The 18,841-nt window shown below is 43.7% G+C and carries 19 protein-coding genes and 1 riboswitch; of the genes, 6 read left to right on the forward strand and 13 right to left on the reverse strand.

Going from position 1 to position 18,841, the window contains the following annotated elements; translation table 11 throughout:
• Window positions 1–56: 56 nt before the first annotated feature.
• Both AC51G0_RS27275 and thiD read right to left on the reverse strand, forming a co-directional pair.
• Window positions 57–830, reverse strand: a complete 774-nt coding sequence (locus tag AC51G0_RS27275) for an ABC transporter ATP-binding protein (RefSeq protein ID WP_496304227.1) — start codon at window positions 828–830, stop codon at window positions 57–59.
• Between the two features lie 11 nt (window positions 831–841).
• Complete coding sequence (gene thiD, locus AC51G0_RS27280) at window positions 842–1,669, reverse strand: bifunctional hydroxymethylpyrimidine kinase/phosphomethylpyrimidine kinase (RefSeq protein ID WP_496304228.1); 828 nt, start codon at window positions 1,667–1,669, stop codon at window positions 842–844.
• Window positions 1,670–1,735: 66 nt separating this feature from the next.
• Window positions 1,736–1,833, reverse strand: a riboswitch (TPP riboswitch).
• A gap of 218 nt (window positions 1,834–2,051) precedes the next feature.
• Between thiD and AC51G0_RS27285 the strand changes: the two genes are divergently transcribed.
• On the forward strand, window positions 2,052–2,420 hold the full coding sequence (locus tag AC51G0_RS27285; RefSeq protein ID WP_496302699.1) for a VOC family protein: 369 nt from the start codon (window positions 2,052–2,054) through the stop codon (window positions 2,418–2,420).
• Window positions 2,421–2,529: 109 nt separating this feature from the next.
• Here the strand turns inward: AC51G0_RS27285 and AC51G0_RS27290 are convergent, their stop codons facing one another.
• Window positions 2,530–4,110, reverse strand: a complete 1,581-nt coding sequence (locus tag AC51G0_RS27290) for an FAD-binding oxidoreductase (protein WP_496302700.1) — start codon at window positions 4,108–4,110, stop codon at window positions 2,530–2,532.
• Between the two features lie 288 nt (window positions 4,111–4,398).
• On the opposite strand from AC51G0_RS27290, the gene AC51G0_RS27295 reads away from it, so the two are divergent.
• Entirely contained in the window at window positions 4,399–5,055 is a 657-nt protein-coding gene (locus AC51G0_RS27295; RefSeq protein ID WP_496302701.1) for an N-acyl amino acid synthase FeeM domain-containing protein, read from the forward strand.
• A 63-nt stretch (window positions 5,056–5,118) separates the two neighbouring features.
• Here the strand turns inward: AC51G0_RS27295 and AC51G0_RS27300 are convergent, their stop codons facing one another.
• A complete protein-coding gene (locus AC51G0_RS27300; RefSeq protein ID WP_496302702.1) occupies window positions 5,119–5,691 on the reverse strand; it encodes a PhnA domain-containing protein in 573 nt (190 codons plus the stop codon).
• A gap of 388 nt (window positions 5,692–6,079) precedes the next feature.
• Here AC51G0_RS27300 and AC51G0_RS27305 point away from each other — a divergent pair, with 388 nt between their 5' ends.
• Both AC51G0_RS27305 and AC51G0_RS27310 read left to right on the forward strand, forming a co-directional pair.
• Complete coding sequence (locus AC51G0_RS27305) at window positions 6,080–6,562, forward strand: hypothetical protein (protein WP_496302704.1); 483 nt, start codon at window positions 6,080–6,082, stop codon at window positions 6,560–6,562.
• 265 nt (window positions 6,563–6,827) lie between these two features.
• Complete coding sequence (locus AC51G0_RS27310) at window positions 6,828–8,096, forward strand: S1 family peptidase (RefSeq protein WP_496302705.1); 1,269 nt, start codon at window positions 6,828–6,830, stop codon at window positions 8,094–8,096.
• Window positions 8,097–8,168: 72 nt separating this feature from the next.
• Here AC51G0_RS27310 and AC51G0_RS27315 read toward each other — a convergent pair whose 3' ends face one another.
• The 3 genes from AC51G0_RS27315 to AC51G0_RS27325 form a co-directional block, all read right to left on the reverse strand.
• Window positions 8,169–9,455, reverse strand: a complete 1,287-nt coding sequence (locus AC51G0_RS27315; protein WP_496302706.1) for a cytosine deaminase — start codon at window positions 9,453–9,455, stop codon at window positions 8,169–8,171.
• A gap of 12 nt (window positions 9,456–9,467) precedes the next feature.
• Window positions 9,468–10,709, reverse strand: a complete 1,242-nt coding sequence (gene codB / locus AC51G0_RS27320) for a cytosine permease (protein WP_496302707.1) — start codon at window positions 10,707–10,709, stop codon at window positions 9,468–9,470.
• Between the two features lie 637 nt (window positions 10,710–11,346).
• Window positions 11,347–12,336, reverse strand: a complete 990-nt coding sequence (locus tag AC51G0_RS27325; RefSeq protein WP_496302708.1) for a lipoyl protein ligase domain-containing protein — start codon at window positions 12,334–12,336, stop codon at window positions 11,347–11,349.
• Between the two features lie 413 nt (window positions 12,337–12,749).
• On the opposite strand from AC51G0_RS27325, the gene AC51G0_RS27330 reads away from it, so the two are divergent.
• Window positions 12,750–13,418 carry a response regulator transcription factor gene (locus AC51G0_RS27330; RefSeq protein WP_496302709.1) on the forward strand — a complete coding sequence of 223 codons (669 nt, stop codon included), beginning with the start codon at window positions 12,750–12,752 and terminating at the stop codon, window positions 13,416–13,418.
• 45 nt (window positions 13,419–13,463) lie between these two features.
• Here AC51G0_RS27330 and AC51G0_RS27335 read toward each other — a convergent pair whose 3' ends face one another.
• From AC51G0_RS27335 to AC51G0_RS27350, 4 genes are all read right to left on the reverse strand, one after another.
• Entirely contained in the window at window positions 13,464–13,727 is a 264-nt protein-coding gene (locus AC51G0_RS27335) for an Lpp/OprI family alanine-zipper lipoprotein (RefSeq protein WP_036821101.1), read from the reverse strand.
• A gap of 181 nt (window positions 13,728–13,908) precedes the next feature.
• Window positions 13,909–14,493: an SCO family protein gene (locus tag AC51G0_RS27340; RefSeq protein WP_496302710.1), complete on the reverse strand. Its 585-nt coding sequence runs from the start codon at window positions 14,491–14,493 to the stop codon at window positions 13,909–13,911.
• Window positions 14,490–14,951, reverse strand: coding sequence for a hypothetical protein (locus AC51G0_RS27345; protein ID WP_496302711.1), 462 nt, complete (start codon window positions 14,949–14,951; stop codon window positions 14,490–14,492). The genes AC51G0_RS27340 and AC51G0_RS27345 overlap by 4 nt, the downstream gene beginning before the upstream one ends.
• Window positions 14,952–15,115: 164 nt before the next feature.
• On the reverse strand, window positions 15,116–16,027 hold the full coding sequence (locus tag AC51G0_RS27350) for a polyprenyl-phosphate transporter (RefSeq protein WP_496302712.1): 912 nt from the start codon (window positions 16,025–16,027) through the stop codon (window positions 15,116–15,118).
• Window positions 16,028–16,355: 328 nt separating this feature from the next.
• Here AC51G0_RS27350 and AC51G0_RS27355 point away from each other — a divergent pair, with 328 nt between their 5' ends.
• The gene (locus AC51G0_RS27355; RefSeq protein WP_496302713.1) at window positions 16,356–16,778 is read left to right on the forward strand and encodes a GtrA family protein; all 423 of its coding nucleotides are present in this window, start codon (window positions 16,356–16,358) and stop codon (window positions 16,776–16,778) included.
• Here the strand turns inward: AC51G0_RS27355 and AC51G0_RS27360 are convergent.
• Window positions 16,735–18,030, reverse strand: coding sequence for a sensor histidine kinase (locus AC51G0_RS27360; protein ID WP_496302714.1), 1,296 nt, complete (start codon window positions 18,028–18,030; stop codon window positions 16,735–16,737). The two genes, AC51G0_RS27355 and AC51G0_RS27360, sit on opposite strands and share 44 nt — an antisense overlap.
• Entirely contained in the window at window positions 18,027–18,707 is a 681-nt protein-coding gene (locus AC51G0_RS27365; RefSeq protein ID WP_496302715.1) for a response regulator transcription factor, read from the reverse strand. The genes AC51G0_RS27360 and AC51G0_RS27365 overlap by 4 nt, the downstream gene beginning before the upstream one ends.
• Between the last annotated feature and the right edge of the window lie 134 nt (window positions 18,708–18,841).

Here is an 18,841-nt window from a genome sequence, read left to right on the forward strand (position 1 = left end):
GTTGAAGCACTCGTTGAAGCTGGAATGATGCCTTCATGTTGTCGGATGTTTGAAGATCAGCCATAGTCCTGCTCCAGTTGCTCGATAATGGTTTGCTGATGAGCCGCCATTTGGGCATCAAATTGCCGAGGTGGTGTCGTGTCTGGCACGCCAAGGTTAAGGAGCTTGGCTGGCTTTCCCGACATAATGTAGATGTTATGTCCTAGGCGCAGTGCTTCTTGGGGATCATGGGTGATCAGCAATACTGTACAGCCTTTGAGTAACTCAGACGAAAGCGTCTGAAGTTTATGGCGTGTAACCGCATCCAGTGCCGAGAAGGGTTCGTCCATCAGAACCAACGGTTTATCCTGCATCAGGGTCCTGGCAAGCGCCACACGCTGCCGCATCCCACCAGATAGCTGATCCGGCGAGGCCGATGCGTATTCTTCAAGTCCTACAGCTTGAAGAAGCTTCATTGCTTTGTCAGTCTGCTGCGGGTTTGGTTTGGTACCGAAGCGCTGGCTGAGGCAGACATTGTCAAGAACAGATAGCCATGGCAACAGCAGATCTTGTTGTGCCATATAGGCAATGCGCTCAGACAGAGATTTGTTGTCTGAGGTGACAAGCTTGCCATGCCAGCTGGCACGGTCTTCGAGAAGGCCTGCAAGGTGGCGTAGCAAGGTCGTCTTACCACAGCCACTTTTACCGAGCAGGCAAGTCCATTGGCCTGCAGGCAAGGTTAAGTCAAGATCAACAAACAGCGCTTCTCTGGCATCTTTGAATGTGAGCGAGGCATGCTGTAGGCATACCTCGACAGCGGCTGGCTGCTTGGTTATTGATGACGTTAGCATATCCATGGCACTTATTCTGGTTGGTAGTGACCAGCAAAGAAATGATGAACAGGGCCATGGCCAGAGCCAATCTCAAGTTCATCAGCCTGACTGATTGCCTGGGTGATATAAGATTTTGCATGTTGGACAGCGGTGGCCATTTCAAACCCTTGTGCAAGGAAAGAGGCTGTTGCGGCTGACAGTGTACAACCAGTACCGTGGGTATTTGGGGTGGCAATCCGAGGCGTAGTCATCCGGATCACATCGTCTGCTAGGATCAGTAGGTCGGTACTGTTGCTATCTTGTTCTAGGTGGCCGCCTTTAAGTAGTACAGACTGCGAGCCAATTTGGCGAAGGCCCTCAATCATGCTGGTCATTTCTTTTTCATTTTGCGGAATAGTGGCACCAAGCAAAGCGGCGGCTTCTGGTAGGTTAGGGGTGATAACGTCAGCCATAGGCAATAGGTCGGATTTTAAAGTGGAGATAGCCTCTTCCTGTAGCAGGAGATCACCACTGGTTGCTACCATGACAGGATCAACAACGAGGTGCTTAGGTTGGTATTGGCGTAGTTTGGCGGCAACTGTCCGGATAATACTGGCATCACTTAGCATGCCAATTTTAACAGCCTTGATATCCAAATCTGAGAATACGGCATCAAGCTGCTGGGCGACAAATTCAGGCGCAACATTTAATATGCCTGAAACGCCCTGTGTATTTTGTGCTGTCAACGCTGTGATGACGGAGCAAGCATAGCCCCCTGTTGCAGAGATGGCTTTAATGTCGGCCTGAATACCTGCACCGCCACCGCTGTCGGAGCCTGCAATCGTTAGTGTGATTGGTGTTTTTGATGGAATGGCCATAACTACCCCTAAAGTTACGCGCAGGGTAGCAGGTGTCAGAGAATAGGCGCTTAGTAAGGCCATCTGAAGACACGATTGCTAGTTCCCTACGCCATTATTAAATGGATCAGGTTCAACGGGTCCCACCGAAGTGGTCTCAGCCAAAGGCTCCCCGACTAACTCACTAAATCATTGTAAATTCTGTTCAATTTGACAGCAGTTAATGTTGCTATCAATTGGTCAGCTATTCTAACCATGTTTTTTGCCATTGGGCAAACAAGAAAGTAAAAAAATCTGGTTGGTGGTAGGATTTTTGCTAAAAACGAGTAGATTTTATGTTCACTGAAAAAAGATTAAGGGCGTATCATAATTAGCTTTATCATTACATTTAAAGAGGTGATGTATGGAAAGTTCACAGAATACAAAGCATGAGAAAATTAATTATGTGGAGTTCCCGGCCACAAACTTAGAAGCAACGAAACAATTTTTTAATCAAGCATTTGGTTGGAGTTTTGTTGATTATGGTGACGACTATTCGGCATTCTCCAATCAAGGATTAGATGGTGGCTTCTTTCAATCGACATTAAGCTCGTCAACGGAAAATGGTGCAGCGCTTATTGTGCTTTATAGCCAAGATCTAGAGTCAACATTATCAAAAGTTGAAGCCTCCGGTGGTTGCGTTGTTCGGCCAATATTTTCATTTCCAGGAGGACGGCGTTTTCATTTCAAAGAGCCTAGCGGAAATGAGCTGGCAGTATGGTCTGATAAGTGATAAGTGATAAGTGATAAGTCATGATTACGCCCCGCGCGAAGCCGTACGGGGCTTGGTAAGAAGTCTAGTTTGACTGGCATGAAAATGAGTCCATGCCAGCCATTCAAGGTTAATGCTCTGGTGTGTATTGTGCTGAATCCTGACATGAAAATTGTTGTGATGGGACTTGTATGGAGGTATTTCGGTTGTATTCAAGCCAATATTTATCAGGTGATAAAATATTATTTGGATCAAAAGCAGCCTTCAATTTGCTAAGCAACGCTAGGTTATTCTCATCAATAAACGGTTTCACCGTATCAAACATGCCTGAGCCGCTACGATATGGGCAATAACCCGCGGAGATCAATGCATGATCCAGCTCTTGGTGAAATTCGGTCGCTTTATCAATTTCTGCCTGGGATTTCCCGAAACGAATGTTTGCAATGAGCACGACAGCGCGTTCACTGACATTTGTCATACTGTAACGCTCATCATATCCAAACTTGTGAAATGTTTTCTTGCAAATACTCAACATCTCTTTGATATCAGCCTGCGAGAAACTACTGACAGCGCATATCCAGCGAAAACATGCTGGGAACTCTGACGTTTTCATTTCTGAGTTCGCTTCACGATGGTCAAGCAATGTTTTAATCGCCTCATCAGAGGGGATGCCCTTTTTGAGGTCAATAACCAGCTGCAGCCCTGCGAGCGCAGGTGACTTGATATATTGATTCAGTTTGCTGAGAATACTCCAGCGAAAATCATCCAGCATGATCACTTTTGCGTTGGGAATCGCATGTTTGATTGTTTGTTTAAAGTACTTGAAACGTGCTTTTACGATACCCTTTGGCCCCGATAACGAAGTGGTGAGTACCCAAGCTCCCGCTGCTTTTATTGCTTGTTCACCCATTGCACGAGTCATACTGACGGTATGCACGCCGCTGGTAACAACACCTTCAAGCTTTAATTTGGCAATCGTCGCGACCATATCTGGCGCGTCGGATTCTTCCTTACATAGCACTATCACTGTTGCTTGGTATGCTGGTTTGGGCTGTAACGCGATGGTCATTTCGAGTACGATGCCAAGGTTGGACTGTGAAAATAAGCCAGAGAGAACCGGGCCGATCCCATACGGATAAAGATGTTTAGCCCTGCTTGTGCCAAACATGCCCATGCCAGTTGTGATCACTTCACCTGTTGGTAGCAATACACGCATTGATAGTATATTGCCGAAACGATCACAATAATCAGTATGTCCAAAACCTCGTTCCAGGAGGTTACCAACTACGCTGGTGTGCAGTCCTGCCGCCGTAATATCGAGTTGTAGCGATGAGCTATTGTCCACAAGTGCATGGTAAAGCTGTGATTGGGTTATGCCTGGCTGAACACGCACATAGGCATGCTCATCATTGATTTCGTTAACCTGAGATAAACGGCTGAGGTTTACAATGACTTGCTGAGATTTTGTTCCCTGCGCTGTGCCATAGCCCCAATTCCTTCCTTGTGCGACTGGATGAATTTCAAATTTGTATCTGTTGGCTGCTTTAATGACGGCAATAAGCTGCTCTTCAGTTTCTGGCCAGACTACAGCTGAGGGAACTTTGGTACTTCCATTTAAAGCGAAACCAAACTCCTGTAGCTCTTTGGGATCTTGAGTGATTTGGTGGTGTAAAAAGATCTCGGAAAGAGCTGTGAGCAAAGAAAAATCCATAGCCAATGTCCCTATTGGTGATTAATGCGATTTGAAGCATCGTTTAATATCAGCTTATTTAACAACGAGTTAATCGTTATATATTGCAGCAAAAAGAGGGAGGAATTGTTAAAAAAAGATGCTTATGTGAACTGCGTTGAATAATTGATTGTTAACTATGAGTTCGTCATGGTTCAGGCTTAATCTGCGGAATGTTTAACGATAGGGTAATAGAGAATAATGATCACTTTTTACCTTTTAAGCCTGCTGAACAGAGTTGTTCATAGGTACTGACTAACTGGAACGTTTATGCAATATGACCGCCTATCGAACCATCTTTGCCTTACAGAAGAAGAAAAGATCACTGCTTATAATATCCGATACCAAGCTTATACAACGGTTGGATATAACCCGGTATGTACCCGTGGCTTATTTACCGATACTTACGACGAGAAGCCAAATAATATTTCTTTCTTGCTTAAAGATAACGGTAAGCCTATTGCAACAGTTAGAGCGAGCATATTGCATCGTCCTTTGGGATGGGTGGATATACCGTGTAAGGCAGGGTTTGAACCTGAGTTTGCCGAATTAGAAAAAGAATATGACACCATCATTGAGATGGGGAGGTTAGCGGTAATCCCTGAGCTTCGGGGCCTTGAATCAGTGGCGCCACTAGCCCTGTTTAGTAATATCTATATGATTGATGAACGCTTTGGCAGAACAGCAATAGTGTGTGGTTCGAGTAAAAAGCACAAACGGTTTTACGAACGATTAGGTATGAAGAGCTTATGTGGTTTTGCCCCACGACCAAATACAGCAATAGATCTAACCTTGATGGCAAAATGCCTTGATTTAAAAGAATTTATTGATAGTGGATATCTGGATGAAAAAACGATTAGACGGCTTATACCAAGGTTTCCAGAGGATCTGCTAGAACAAGCCATGTCCGAGACAATGGCAAGTTAATTTGAAATCAAACAAAGGCGCGAAGTAGCGCCTTTGTTGTATTGTTTTGACTGGAAAAAGAGATCACATCTTTTTGCAGTAAGCTGCGATGATCACCATGTTGGTACCGGCCGCTTTACCTGTAATGTGTAGAGGGTTATCTGTTAAACGGATGCCACGAACAGCTGTCCCTTGCTTAACCACTAGGCTGGAGCCTTTTACTGGAAGATCTTTGATGATGGTGACGTTGTCACCAGCTTGCAGTGGGGTGCCGTTTACATCTAGTGTTTGAATAGAATCTAAAGCTTCAAGTGCGATGCCTTTTTCAGCCCATTCAATCATATCTTCTTCCATGTACAGCATATCTAGCAGATCTTGTGCCCATGTTTCTGAAGAAAGGCGCTTCAACATACGGTAAGCCATGACCTGAACGGCAGGAACCTGGCTCCACATGCTATCGTTCAGGCAGCGCCAGTGATTCTGATCCATTGTATCGGCATCTTCAATTTGACTACGACAAGTACCACAAACCATAACACAGCTACCTGCAGTTGTGTCTGGAGAAGCAGGTACTTCATACACGCTTAAATTGTCTTCAGATGAACATAGTTCACATTTTGCGTCAGAGCGCTGCTTAACGATATTTTCAATAGTCATAAGGATTTGTCCGTAGATTTGTTGTGGCGACATTATGCCAGTATTTCTTGATAAGGAAAGAAATCCTGCTTTGGATCACACTGAAGCCGTTCATAGATGTTCAAAACAGTATAGTAAATGAACATTATTGGCACTTACAGCTTATAGTTGATTGAATGATAAATAACTGATGGTTATGGATTGTGGCATTAGAAAGGAACTGTTTTAAGGGGAAGATATTCTATTACCTGCCTACTTATAAAATATTTTTGATAGGCAAAGAGGCTAATTTATCAACAGTTATAGATAAAACGCACGCTTTGTTGGAGGAAATTTGGATTAATGTAACAAAAGGGCTAAAATCATAACTGTTTTAATAAGTATTATAAGATTATACCAAGGATTTGTGATGAAAAAGGCTGTGTTTTTGCTGTCTGCGCTGGCGTTAGTTGGGTGTGATGAAGATGATGTTAAGGATTTAGCAGAAGGTAACACAAAAGTATTCACGGTAACTGGGGCACGTCTCACCAGCTCAATTGGTACTTTGCAACCTGGTTATTACGATATTAACCAGATTACAGCTCAAATGGGAAGCTCTTCTCCTGAAAAACTACCTGTAGCATCTAAGACTATACTTGAGAATTTAGGAATTGATGTCGAGGGTGAAACATGCGGTAGAATAGATAATGCAAATAATATTTGCTTTGAAAGTGGTAATGCGAACAGTTGTATACCTAACGAAATTGATATGCTGGGCCTAGCGGTTTATACCATTGATCTCGATAAAGTTAAGATGGCGGCTTCGGGAGGCTTTTATCCGAAACTGGCAGCTGAAGTTGGTGGCCTGTATGTTGATATCGCCTACCAGGAAGTTAATTGTTCTTCATTATAGGCGCGGAAAATAACTACTTGCATAAATCCGGTAAAGCTGGATATGTGATAATGACTAACCGGATTTGTTTGGCAGATCCGGCTTTTTATCTTCTGATATAAATAACTGAATTATTAAAACTCGACCTATTTAACTGATACAAAGTATATTTCTTAGCATTATAGCGAAATAGTACGAATTCACTCGCATAACAATCTTTCCTCCATGTTTGGCTTTATAGTCAGCTGATACATTGCTTTTATTTTTACTCTGCCAAGGATTGTGCATGATAAGGATGAGGCATCTATTCGCCACAATGAGCTTGTGCCTGGTGTTATTAAGCCAGGGCGTAGCCAGCGAGATCGATAATTATGTTGTGGGTGGCACACCTGTTAAGCCAACAGATGATCAAAGTTGGATGGCTTCGATCCGTCTTACAGCCAACCAACTTAGCCATAGTTGTGGTGGTACGGTAGTCAACCAGCACTGGGTGCTAACTGCTGCCCATTGCGTTGTACATGAAGTAGGTTCTGGTCAGTACCAGGTTACGGCTCCAAGCCAGTTGAGCGTCATGGTAGGTACTAGCAATAGTACCGTTGAAGATGTTGCGACACTTTATGCAATCTCTCATGTTGTGGTTCATCCGAAGTATTCCCCCCAGGCTATTGTTCAAAAATCAGTACAGCCAGATGGCTCTACTCTCACGGAAGTTGTTAGCACTGCATTGGATAACGATATTGCGTTACTAAGGGTAGATCGCCCTTTTGCAAACAACATTACGCCAGTTAGGTTGGCCAGTGACAAAGATGCCGATGATCTGGATCAGCAGCTAGGTTTGCAGTGGTCAGATAAGGAGCGGCCAGAAAATACCAAAGTTTCAGGCTGGGGATCGACGCAAACAAGTGGGGTGGGGATATCAGAAAGGTTAATGGAGGCAAAATTATCATTTGTTCCGATGGAAGAGTGTTTCAATCGGTTAGAGCTCGGTAATGAGGTTCACTATATTCTCGATAGCCCGTTTAATCGCACTAAGGTTTGTGCCTTACCACCATATGTGATTTTTGATAGTGACGGAGAGTCGAAAGAGTTTGGCCCCAATGCGTGTAAAGGTGACAGCGGGGGACCGTTAAGAGCGAAGAATGAAGAGGATCATTGGGTTCAATTTGGCATAGTGAGCGGCGGGCCGCTGGGCAAACTTGTGTGCGGATCGCTAGTACGACCGACATTCTATACACGTGTAGGGACATACTATTCTTGGGTTGAATCAAACGTGGGGACAATACCGGATCAGCCTGTTACCAAGCCTGATTTTATCATAGAAACAGAAGCGGATACTGATGGCTCTGAAAACGCAGGTGGTACTGGAGGTGATAGTGATGTCGGAGCCGGTAATGGGAAAGAAGATGAGGTGGATACAAGCAAATGCAATTCGAATGCCAGTGGGATCTCCCATATTAACTGTAATATGAATACAGCCAGTGGTGGAGCGAGTACTTGGTACGGCTTGCTCTCGTTGGTGCTTTTAGTTTTTTGGAAACGTAAAAAGCAGCAATAATTCCTGATATTGCTCTAACACTATAAAGCCACCTTGTGTCTAAGGTGGCTTTGAAATTAGAGAATCGAATTCTTAACGACGGAAGGTGACGTCTTCGCTACCATCATCTAAGTTGATTTGTGTTGTTGCCGGTTGAGTCTGGGCAACAACATGGCCATGGCGAATTGAATAGCGAACGGGCACCTGACGGCGAACCGCATCAAATCCATTATCAGCAGGCAGAATAAGCAAGCTTCCCGGTTTTCCTTCTTCAATACCATATCGGTCTTGAATGTTCAGTGTATGGGCAGAGTTGGTACTGATCAGATCCAATGAGTCATTGATCTGATCATACCCCATCACCTGGCAGACATGCAGCCCCATATGCAGTACCTGCATCATGTTCGCAGTTCCTAGTGGATACCATGGGTCAAAGACATCATCGTGACCGAAACAGACATTAATGTCTGATGCCAGCATTTCCTTCACGCGGGTGATACCCCTACGCTTAGGATAATCGTCAAAGCGGCCTTGCAGGTGAATGTTAACCAGTGGGTTGGCAACGAAGCTAATACCGGACATTTTTAGCAGGCGGAACAAACGAGAAGCATAAGCACCATTGTAGGAGTGCATGGCGGTTGTGTGGCTTGCTGTTACCCTGTCACCCATATTAAACTTATGGGCTAGCGCTGCGAGAGTTTCGACAAAACGAGATTGTTCGTCATCGATTTCATCACAATGAACATCAATAAGACGGTCGTACTTTCTTGCTAGTTCAAACACATAGTGTAAAGACTCAACGCCGTACTCGCGGGTGAATTCAAAGTGGGGGATTGCACCGATAACATCGGCACCAAGCTTTACCGCTTCTTCGAGCAATTCTTTACCGTTCGGGTAGGAAAGAATACCTTCTTGGGGGAAGGCCACGATCTGGATATCAACCCAGTTTTTCATTTCTTCTTTCACTTCCAGCATCGCCTTCAGTGCTACCAGAGTAGGATCTGAAACGTCAACGTGGGTACGTACATGCTGGACACCGTTCGCAATTTGCCATTTTAACGTCTGTTTTGCGCGACGCTTTACGTCTTCAACCGATAGCATTGATTTACGCTCGGCCCAACGTTCGATCCCTTCGAATAAGGTGCCTGAGATGTTCCAACTTGGCTCACCTGCCGTTTGTGTTGTGTCTAGGTGAACATGAGGTTCGCAAAAAGGAGCGATGGCCATACCGCCTTCACCATCGAGAACATCGCCGGTATAGCTCATAACTTCGTCCATTAGAGCTATTTTTTTGAACTGACCGCTTTCGATCAGGATCTGATGCAGGCCTTCCTTGCCTTGAAGAGTAACATTTTGAATCAGCATATCTGAGGTTTGCATCTTAATTAATCCTTATGCTTTGGCTGTTGCAGCATTGGCTTCACGATTTAGAAGAGGGTTTAGCACTAGGTAGCTGATTGCACCACCAAGTACGGCATTCAGAGGAACGATACCTGGAAGAAGGTGACCTGCTGCCACACCAACCGCGACGCCGATAATGGCTGCCCAGTTGACAGTTTTAAATTCAGCGTTAGCGAAATCTTTGTAACGATGACGGTTTTTTAAGAAATCTGCAATAATAATCCCCCCGATTGGTGGAATTGCTGCCGAGAGAAAGGTTAACCATCCAACGAAGTTATTGTATAGCCACAGTGCACATAGCGTACCTATGACACCGTTTGCCATGGACAAGTATTTGCTCGATATACCCGTTACATTCGAGAAGCCAAGGCCTGATGCGTAAAGGGCGTTGTCATTGGTCGTCCAGATGTTTAAGCCCAATACAATGACGGCTGGAATGAGCAGCCCTTGAGCAATCATGACTTCTGAGATATCTGACTGGCCTGTTGCTGCGGCACCTGCGGCACCAAAGATAAACATCAATGAGTTACCGATGAAAAAAGCAATCATAGTAACAAATACCGCTCCCATGGGTTTCTTGCCAAAGCGAACGAAGTCAGCCGTTAACGTGCCTGCAGATACGAAAGATCCCACGACTAAAGCCAGTGCTGTCGAGAACTCAATTGGATTTTCAGGGGTAATGGCTTTAAGCCCGTTAATACCACCGGCGCTGCCGACAGCTTCAAAGACTGAGTATCCACCTAGCAGTGCAATGGCTGGAACAGCGATAGCGGAGAGAACCATCAGTGCTGAGATGCCGAAGTATACGGTTGCAGTCATTAACAAGCCGGAAACGGCAATCAGAATGTTGGTATCAATGCCGGTTGCCTTGTGAACAGGAATGGCGAACATTGCAACGCCGACACCAAACCAACCAACTTGTGTACCACCAAGAAGAAGGGAAGGAAGCCAAGAGCCTTTAGAACCAAAGGAAAATCGAGCAAGAAGGTGAGTAGAGAGGCCAGAAGAGGCACCGATATAGCCGAGAAATGAAGTGTAAATACCGAGGATTAAATTACCAATAAGGACTGCTAGAAAGAAATCATCATAGGAGAGGCTTGTCCCGAGCGTTCCTCCTGTCCACATACTGGCTGAAAAAAAGGTTAACCCCAGCATTACCATTGTCAGAGATACAACACCTTTACGTGCCGGTTGCGGCACGGGCCCAAGACTGTAGTTATTATCACCTGCCATTATACACCTCGAAACAACGTCAATAAAAAATAATAAGTAGCCATCTTTTAGGCAAACGGCGCGTATTCTAGTGGTTAAAGTAAGGGTGTCAATTGATATTTTATCAACATTGTGTTCTTTTATCATTTTTTTGGTTTTTTAATTTAAAAATCAATTATTTAATATTTCTATATGGTTTGGGGGTTGGTCAGTAAAACGATTGCCTTGGCTGTTTTTGTTGCGTATGGTTGCTGAATGTATTTATAACATATGTAAATGCTCTAAATGGTAGGGTACTGAAGGTAGTGCCGCTTCTTATGCTGCTGTACGCTGAGTGCTGCTCGTAAAAGGCACACTTATTTACAGAATAACTCGCTTTATGTTCTTTTTTATTGGGTAGATTGGTATTGATGGTGAATGTGCTAAAAATTACAGTTTAGATGAAGCTTTCAACGGAGCAGATACTAGCAGTTGGCTTGGGGATAAGTTGTTTATCCACAGAAGCTGTGAATAACTCTGTGGGAAATGCTGTAAGGCTAATAGCCATGCTGACTTCACCAAAGTCAATACTGTGTTTTATGAAAAAGTCATGTAATCTCAGATAGATTGATTTAGTTCAATATCAAAAAATTGCCAGTAAATGATTAAATAAATGTGCTTAGGAGAGTTCTTTCTCGAGCCAGCAGGCGAAATCCAAAAGCACTGTATGTTTGCTACTGAAGTCTATCATCATGGTGCAGATCACTGGCATTACTGATTTGGCTTGAAAAGGAAAGCCAATCATTCTGTTGCAGAATTTATCGAATAAAGCACTATAGCGTTGGGTAGTGTGACATTGAATGTAGGCGATAGTACCTTTAATAATATGAATACTTAGATTGACTCTTCCCCATGAGAAATGGCCCTCTAGTTGGTGGGTAAAGGTTGGGGATTGACCATAATTCCAGTCCCAGCTTGAGATAAGGTGCAACTTTTCTCCCACCCCTTTAAATTCTGGGAGCGGATTTATATTAATCTGGTTGACTTTAACAGCGGAGCCATAACACTCGCTAAAGGCTCCAATGAGTGCTTGTTGTAAAGTGCCGTGAGTGACAGCGGTGCTTAATTCACATAAGTTTGAGTAGTTGTCGGTGATGTTTAGGGATGTCGTGACTCTCTCATTATTCATATATTCATCAACAGTTGATAAGTTGGTACTTACTTTTATCGCAGAATGAATAACTGTACTTCCGTTAAGCGTTTTAGTTGCCGTATTTGAAATTTTTCTGTTGCCGGTAATAAGCTCTAGTTGTTTATTGATACCAGCATTGATCTGTAGGGATGTGAGAGCCTTTTCCAAGATTACCTTTATCTCACCGGACCCTACATGCTTAGCACTTCCAATAAGTGAGAAGTTTGTATGGCTAGGATCTTGATAAATTGCTCCTCCTGGTGTTTGGCGTCGAATGATACTGACACTGTTTTTATGTGCGTGCCTAATATTGCAGGCGCGCCATGGGTTTTGGTCTCTTCCAATACTGATAGATTGACGGTTTTGCCATATGAGCATTATTATCTTATTGCTCAGTACATTGTCGAAAATGACTTCTTCAACGGCTTGGTTAAACCACGGATTTTTAGACTGTGATAGAGTGGCCAGTAGTTCCATCTTAGTGTCTTATTTTTTGGACAAGCCTGCCATTCTACGGTATAAGGCGTTGGTTGCATATTGCTTTATGCTTAAACAGTGATCGAAACTATTCTTGGTTAGAGATAACTATGCCTATTTGTAACGAAAGGCTTTATCGCATGTTCCGATGTTATATTTAGCTTTCGAATAGATATTATTGCTACGTTATGGAATTGAATTGATGATTAACTCGAATGATACAGGTATGAGTGCTCATTTAGTTCAAAGTATAATATTTAATAAATATATTTACGTGAGAGATAATTAAGGCAAGGGTTGGTTGTATATATCATAGCCAGTTAAATGTTCAGAGAAGGCTTTATGATATTCGTTATTGAACTTAATCTTAATATTGATAATAATGAGAATGGTTTTTGTTTTGGTGTTGTTTTGTGTCCCAGATTCTTGTTGTTGATGATGATGTTCAGCTGTGTGAACTGCTTGAGGAAGTGCTGATTGAAGAAGGCTATGATGTGCATTGTGAGCACTGTGGCGAAACAGCCCTTACGTACATGCAGAATAATGCAGTCGATCTTGTATTGCTTGATGTTATGTTACCAAATATTGATGGGTTGCAGGTTGCTCGTCGTATTTGCCAGCGTTTCGCAACGCCGATATTGATGTTGACGGCGCTAGGTGATGAGCCGTCTATGCTTGAAGGGTTACAGGCAGGGGCTGATCATTACTTAGCTAAACCATTTAGGGTGCCCGAACTTTTAGCCAGAATAACCGTGATATTACGGCGGGTTGGTTTGGAACGTCAGAGACAGAGTATGAGTCATTGCCAGTCGGGTCTGATACATCATATTTCTCGGTTACCTTTAACGGGGACAGAGTCTGAGCTGCTTGAATATTTGATTAAACACAATGGTGTTGTTGTGTCAAAAGCCGAGTTGCAAAAAGAGGTAATAAAGAAGGAGCTTAGTCCGTTCGATCGTAACTTGGATATGCATATAAGTAATATTCGTCGTAAGATGGTACAGTCTGGGTTGTCAAAACAGCATATTAAAACAGTGCGCGGGAGAGGGTATAGCTTTCTTGAGTCTGCAGGCGTAGCCTAAACATAGATTTGAAAGTAGTGGCGCTTAAAGCGCCACTGTTTGATTTTACTTGCTGTATGAACTAGCGATATTATCGATTCGCTGGTTCGCACGCATTGCTTCTTGGTAAGCCGCGTCAGAAGCAGCACGTGCATCGTTAACTGCACCTGCCATTTGGTCTTGCTGACTTTGCAGAGCACCTACCTGATCAGAGAGCATATCAACTTTATTGGTGAGTTGCTGCATCTGATCAACTTCATCAGAGCTTGAACAGCCAATAAGTGTCGCACTCAGAATAATACCGGTAAGGATAGATAATGAACGGTTCATTTTTCTTTCTTCTCCTTTGTTTGCCACTACAGACCGAGTGTTAAATGTTATCAGTCGGCAGAATTAGTATGGCATATGCTGCTCAAATTTCTTCTTCTTCACCTATTTATCACTAAAAAAGATCTCTCAAAATCGAGAAAACCCGCCTGGGCGGGTATAAAAACCTAGGTTTTAAATTTTATCAGGATTCGGATAATAGGCGATCAATAGCCTCGATGATAATTGCCGGATTCAAAGTATGCTGAACTTTATCAACTAAAGTACCGTCCGGTTGTAGGAAATAGAAATATGAACTGTGGTCTACTGCATACTCAAGGGCAGAGTCTTTTAACTCTGTTCGCATATAAAGCACACCATATTTTTCTGCTAGTGCTTTCGTTTGCTGTTCTGTTCCGGTCATTCCAATAATATTTTTGTGGAAATATTGTGCGTATTCAGCGCTTTTTTCCGGTGTATCTCGCTGCGGATCTAAAGTAATAAAAATCGGCCAGAGCTTTTCTAGTTGTTCATTATCTAGTTCTTGGAGCGCGGCGGAAAGTACGGCTAGTGATGTTGGGCATACATCTGGACAATGGGTATAGCCAAAATAGATCACTCGAATACGTGGATCTTCTTTGTCATAGAGGTCGATGGCTTGCTGGCCACTTTCAAGAATATTTAATGGGTAACTGGCGGTGGCTGCTGCCGGATCTTTTGAATCAACAATGTAGCGTGTAAGCAACCCCGCAGCCAGGGCTAGGGCAAGTATAATCCATTGAAATTTCACTTGATCATCCTTAATGAAATGTTTAAAGGTGTTATTTGTCCTGAATTAGAGAGGGGTTTGATGTTCCCTTGCCAGGTCATTTCGTTTGATGTACAAAACGGAAGTATTAGGTTACCAGAAAACAGACCGTCTGCCGTTCGAGCTAATTTTAGCTGATAAACGCCCATCATCATTTCCTGACCTTCAAGAGAGAGTATCAAACTATCAGTTTCTACAGGTAGCTCGGGCCATGAAACACTGATTTCGGTGCTTTGCATCGGCCGGATGACATCATTGCTGAGCGCTACTGATGCATTATGTTGCTTGCACGGTTGAACGCCGAGCTGACAATAATCAGTCGGCAATTGTGGCTTGTTTGCCTGTTCTTTGCTTAGCCCCATGAGCTGGAAGCCACCCAAACCGACGGCAACTGCGAGCAGAATATTGGTTATCGGCTGCCATTTCTTATGTTTCAGCATTCACATTAGAACCGAACTTGTAATAATTTTGTGAATAATATCACTAATGTATACGAATCAAGTGGCTGGAAGAGAATTTTTGTGAGGAATATAGGTAAAAATGGGATGTTTGGCTTATTTTTGTCCACCTTGCCCTGGGAGAACAGGGCAAGGTGCAAAGGGGGTTATTTTTCTGCGATCTTTTCTAATCCCCAGACAATACCGATGCCCACTAACATTGCTGCGATAGAGTAACCGAGTAGAGCGGGTTGGCCTGTTATCTGCTCAAAATTGAGTGGAGATAGGTTTTGTTCTAGCAGCGGAACTTGCTGACCACTTGAGTTAGTTCTCCAGGTCAGGGTTTCTTTCCACGGCCAGATTTTACTTAGCGTACCAATCATGAGGCCAGTCAGGAAGGTCAGGGCGATGTCACGATGGTGACGTAGTACCCATGACAGAACATGGGAGAAGCTCAGAAGACCAATTACACAACCCGAGGCAAAAGTTGCAAGGGTAAGAACATCCATTGATTTTGCGGCAGCCAGGATAGGAGCGTACATTCCCAGTAGCAGAAGAATAAAGCTACCTGAAATACCGGGCAGGATCATTGCACAAATGGCGATAGAACCAGCAATCAGTATGTTCAGTGAGGTAGGTTCTAGGGTTAGAGGGTGCAAAACCGTGATGCCATAGGCAAATATTGCACCTGCAAGCACGGAAAGAAAGCGATTAGCTTTCCAATCCCCAATCTGCTTGAACATATGGTTCACTGATACAATGATGAGCCCGAAGAAAAAAGACCAAAGAGGGATCGGGTGGGTATGCAGCATCCAGGTGATGAAGCGAGCCAGGGTAAAAATGCTGGTGAGGATCCCAGATAACAACAGGATCAGAAACGTACCGTTGATATGCTCGAAAGCGCCCTTGAATCCCTTGTCTCGCCAAATACCGATAAGGCTTGGATTAACGCGGCGAATACTTTCTAGCAAGGTATCGTAAATACCTGTAATGAAGGCAATCGTACCACCTGACACACCGGGAACTACATCAGCAGCCCCCATTGCCATACCCTTTAAAAAGGTTAAAACTTTACTCATATTTTTCCGTAATGAACATTGATTGAATAGCAGAATTTGCCGCCATTATAACCTGACAGCGTGAAAAAAAAGTGTTTTTTTGTCGTTAGGCAGTATATGAATCAATATCTGATTAATCACCACAGAACTATATTAAGATGAAAATTATATCAATATTATTAATGAGTTGATTATGTGGAGGCCTTTTGGGTGAGTCTGGCCCGAGAAGGGCCCAGTTAAGATAATAGAGTCACTGAACAGGTGGCCTTTCAATTACACCTTTTTTTTACCTTAACCTACATACCCTGCCTCAACGAGATGAAATTCTATTTAGTGTATATAAGAGATAATGACTTATAAAATCATAAAATTCGGAGTTGTCGGAGGTGTTGGTTTTGCTGTTGACGTTACTGCCATGGCCTTTTTTTCTTTGTTTATGCCAATCATCCTAGCAAGAGCCGCTGCTTTTTGGATCGCTGCATCATCAACGTGGTGGTGTAACCGCAGGTTTACTTTCAAAGGTGCCGATCGTTGTGAGCCACTAAGGCAATGGCTGAGGTTTTTACTCAGTGCCTGTGTCGGCTTTGTACCAAACTGGGGGTGCTACTGGTTGTTAATTGAGTTGGTCGATAGCGGGTGGATCATGCAACTAGCTGGTGAAACAGGTATTTTTCTCTGGCCGCTGGTTGCGATGATCCCTGGTATCCTATTAGGTATGGTGGCAAATTTTAGTCTTGCAGCTCGCTGGGTGTTTCGTCCGGCTGTAGGATGATTTCTGCCGTACAACCCCCGGCATCATTATTGCTGTGGTTAAGCTGCCAACCATATTTTCGACAAATATCGCTGGAAATTAATAACCCGAGCCCAAACCCTTCTACCCCGCGGGGCTTGCTACCAAGCCCAATACCACTGTCAATGACCTTAATTGCATCAGGGCTGATCTCTAGGACAACCTTACCTTCATCGGTACAGGCAAATGCATTTTTGACTAGATTACCGAGCAGGATTTTCAGTGTGGTTTCAGGAGCCTTGACGACTGTATTTCCTGCCATAACTACGTTCCAGCTTACAGGCTTCCCTTCCAGCAGGTGGTTATGCTCAGACATGATGCTGTGCATTTCATCACGAGTCAGCGTCCGTGGGCTTAGGCTCGCGATATTTTCATTGCGAGTTAGGGAGAGTAGTGTTGTGACAAAGTCATTCATTTCATTGCTTGCGTGCAATAATCGCCCCCGTTGTTTTTCGATAAACGTCGGGTCATTAGACTGACCAAGTAACGAGATAGCCCCCTTCATTACCATCAATGGGGTACGAAGCTCATGGCTGGCATAGCGGTTAAATGAGCGTTCGCGATCAACTAGCTGATGAATGCGCTCAGCATAGAGATTGAAGCTAGAGACTAACTGCAGAAGCTCTTTAGAAACAATCCCATCTGGTGTCTGAATAGGGGATAGATCCGTGGGCGAACGATTTTCGAGTTCATCGGCAAGCTGAGATAGCGGATTTGTTAGTCGGCTTGAAATTCGTAGAACGACAAATAAGCTAATCAGGATTAATATGAATGAAATGATCAGCTGCTTTGCCTGGCTCCAAAAAATCTGTTCTTCACTTGTTTCGTAGATATCATCAAAATAAAGGAAATATACGATCTGCTGTTTGTTCTGAATGCCCATTTCAGACTTCATGATGAAGTATTCAGTGTCATCCGACTGACTCCTCTTCAGTTCAACAGCCTTATCTTCAGGCAAGGTGTCGGGAAGGATAAGGTGCGAAGGCAATTGCTCTTTACCTATATAGGCATGGCTGAAAGGAGGTATTGAAATGTTCAAGACATCATTATCGTTGAATGCTTCTTTAGCGATTTCTTTTGCATGATGAAGCCGATTATTGGCGTTCAGCTGCTCGAAATCCTCAAGCGTTGCTTCGAGTAACGTGAAGTGAATGGTGATAATCGCAAAAGCAACAATGGAAAAATAGGTGAAAGTCAGCTGCTTGGCGCTTTTAACGTTTTTACCTGCAGTCACGAGTTTTCCTCTGTAATTAATTGATAACCGACTTTGGGAACAGTTTTGATATAGGCATGTTTGAAAGGCTTATCAATTTGATTCCTCAGCTGGTAAATATGGCTTCGCAGCACATTCCCTTCTGGCTCATCGTCTCCCCAAAGTGTTGAGATTAGCTCCTCTTTGGCGACCACCTTGGGAGCTCGTACCATCAGCAGTTTTAAGATAGTGAAGAGGGTTGGATTGAGGGAAAAGGAGCAGTCACTTCGGTTAACTATATGGCTACTGAGATCGAGTTCGAGTTCACCGAAAATTAGTGTATTGGTTGCAGTATCGCCTGAACGGCGACGGGTCAGTGCTTTAATTCTTGCTTCGAGAATTTCAAGGTCAAACGGCTTGACCAGATAATCATCGGCGCCCTGAGAAAAGCCTTCTAAGGTATCTTCTTTAGTATCGCGGGCCGTCAACATAAGAATTGGCGTATCGATGCCTTGCTCTCTTAGCTTTTGACATACCGTGTAGCCATCCATACGAGGCAGCATGACATCGAGAATAATCAGATCGTAGTAATTCTCGCAGCCAAGATCATAGCCTTGCTGGCCATTGCTGGCGTAATCCAATGTGTAACCTTTGATCTCAAAAAAATCAAAAATGATCCCGGCAATGTCCTGATGATCTTCGACGAGTAGTAATTTCATGAAGGTGTATTTCCGCTTGAAAGAAACTGCACGCCTATGATGGCATAAATTAATGTGAAAAAAATGTCGATGACCTTTTTATGACATAGCTGCCCATAAAATCCCTAATAGGAAATAGGACTATGTACAGAGGG

The sequence above is a fragment of the Photobacterium sp. HL06 genome (assembly GCF_059552575.1).

What these genes read in the sequence shown, in the direction of transcription:
- AC51G0_RS27310 (WP_496302705.1), top strand. Translation starts at nt 6,828, where the DNA reads ATGATAAGGATGAGGCATCTATTCGCCACAATGAGCTTGTGCCTGGTG.
- AC51G0_RS27305 (WP_496302704.1), top strand. Translation starts at nt 6,080, where the DNA reads ATGAAAAAGGCTGTGTTTTTGCTGTCTGCGCTGGCGTTAGTTGGGTGT.
- AC51G0_RS27325 (WP_496302708.1), bottom strand. Translation starts at nt 12,336, where the DNA reads ATGGAACTACTGGCCACTCTATCACAGTCTAAAAATCCGTGGTTTAAC.
- AC51G0_RS27350 (WP_496302712.1), bottom strand. Translation starts at nt 16,027, where the DNA reads ATGAGTAAAGTTTTAACCTTTTTAAAGGGTATGGCAATGGGGGCTGCT.
- AC51G0_RS27365 (WP_496302715.1), bottom strand. Translation starts at nt 18,707, where the DNA reads ATGAAATTACTACTCGTCGAAGATCATCAGGACATTGCCGGGATCATT.
- codB (WP_496302707.1), bottom strand. Translation starts at nt 10,709, where the DNA reads ATGGCAGGTGATAATAACTACAGTCTTGGGCCCGTGCCGCAACCGGCA.
- AC51G0_RS27275 (WP_496304227.1), bottom strand. Translation starts at nt 830, where the DNA reads ATGCTAACGTCATCAATAACCAAGCAGCCAGCCGCTGTCGAGGTATGC.
- AC51G0_RS27285 (WP_496302699.1), top strand. Translation starts at nt 2,052, where the DNA reads ATGGAAAGTTCACAGAATACAAAGCATGAGAAAATTAATTATGTGGAG.
- AC51G0_RS27290 (WP_496302700.1), bottom strand. Translation starts at nt 4,110, where the DNA reads ATGGATTTTTCTTTGCTCACAGCTCTTTCCGAGATCTTTTTACACCAC.
- AC51G0_RS27295 (WP_496302701.1), top strand. Translation starts at nt 4,399, where the DNA reads ATGCAATATGACCGCCTATCGAACCATCTTTGCCTTACAGAAGAAGAA.
- AC51G0_RS27300 (WP_496302702.1), bottom strand. Translation starts at nt 5,691, where the DNA reads ATGACTATTGAAAATATCGTTAAGCAGCGCTCTGACGCAAAATGTGAA.
- thiD (WP_496304228.1), bottom strand. Translation starts at nt 1,669, where the DNA reads ATGGCCATTCCATCAAAAACACCAATCACACTAACGATTGCAGGCTCC.
- AC51G0_RS27355 (WP_496302713.1), top strand. Translation starts at nt 16,356, where the DNA reads ATGACTTATAAAATCATAAAATTCGGAGTTGTCGGAGGTGTTGGTTTT.
- AC51G0_RS27345 (WP_496302711.1), bottom strand. Translation starts at nt 14,951, where the DNA reads ATGCTGAAACATAAGAAATGGCAGCCGATAACCAATATTCTGCTCGCA.
- AC51G0_RS27315 (WP_496302706.1), bottom strand. Translation starts at nt 9,455, where the DNA reads ATGCAAACCTCAGATATGCTGATTCAAAATGTTACTCTTCAAGGCAAG.
- AC51G0_RS27335 (WP_036821101.1), bottom strand. Translation starts at nt 13,727, where the DNA reads ATGAACCGTTCATTATCTATCCTTACCGGTATTATTCTGAGTGCGACA.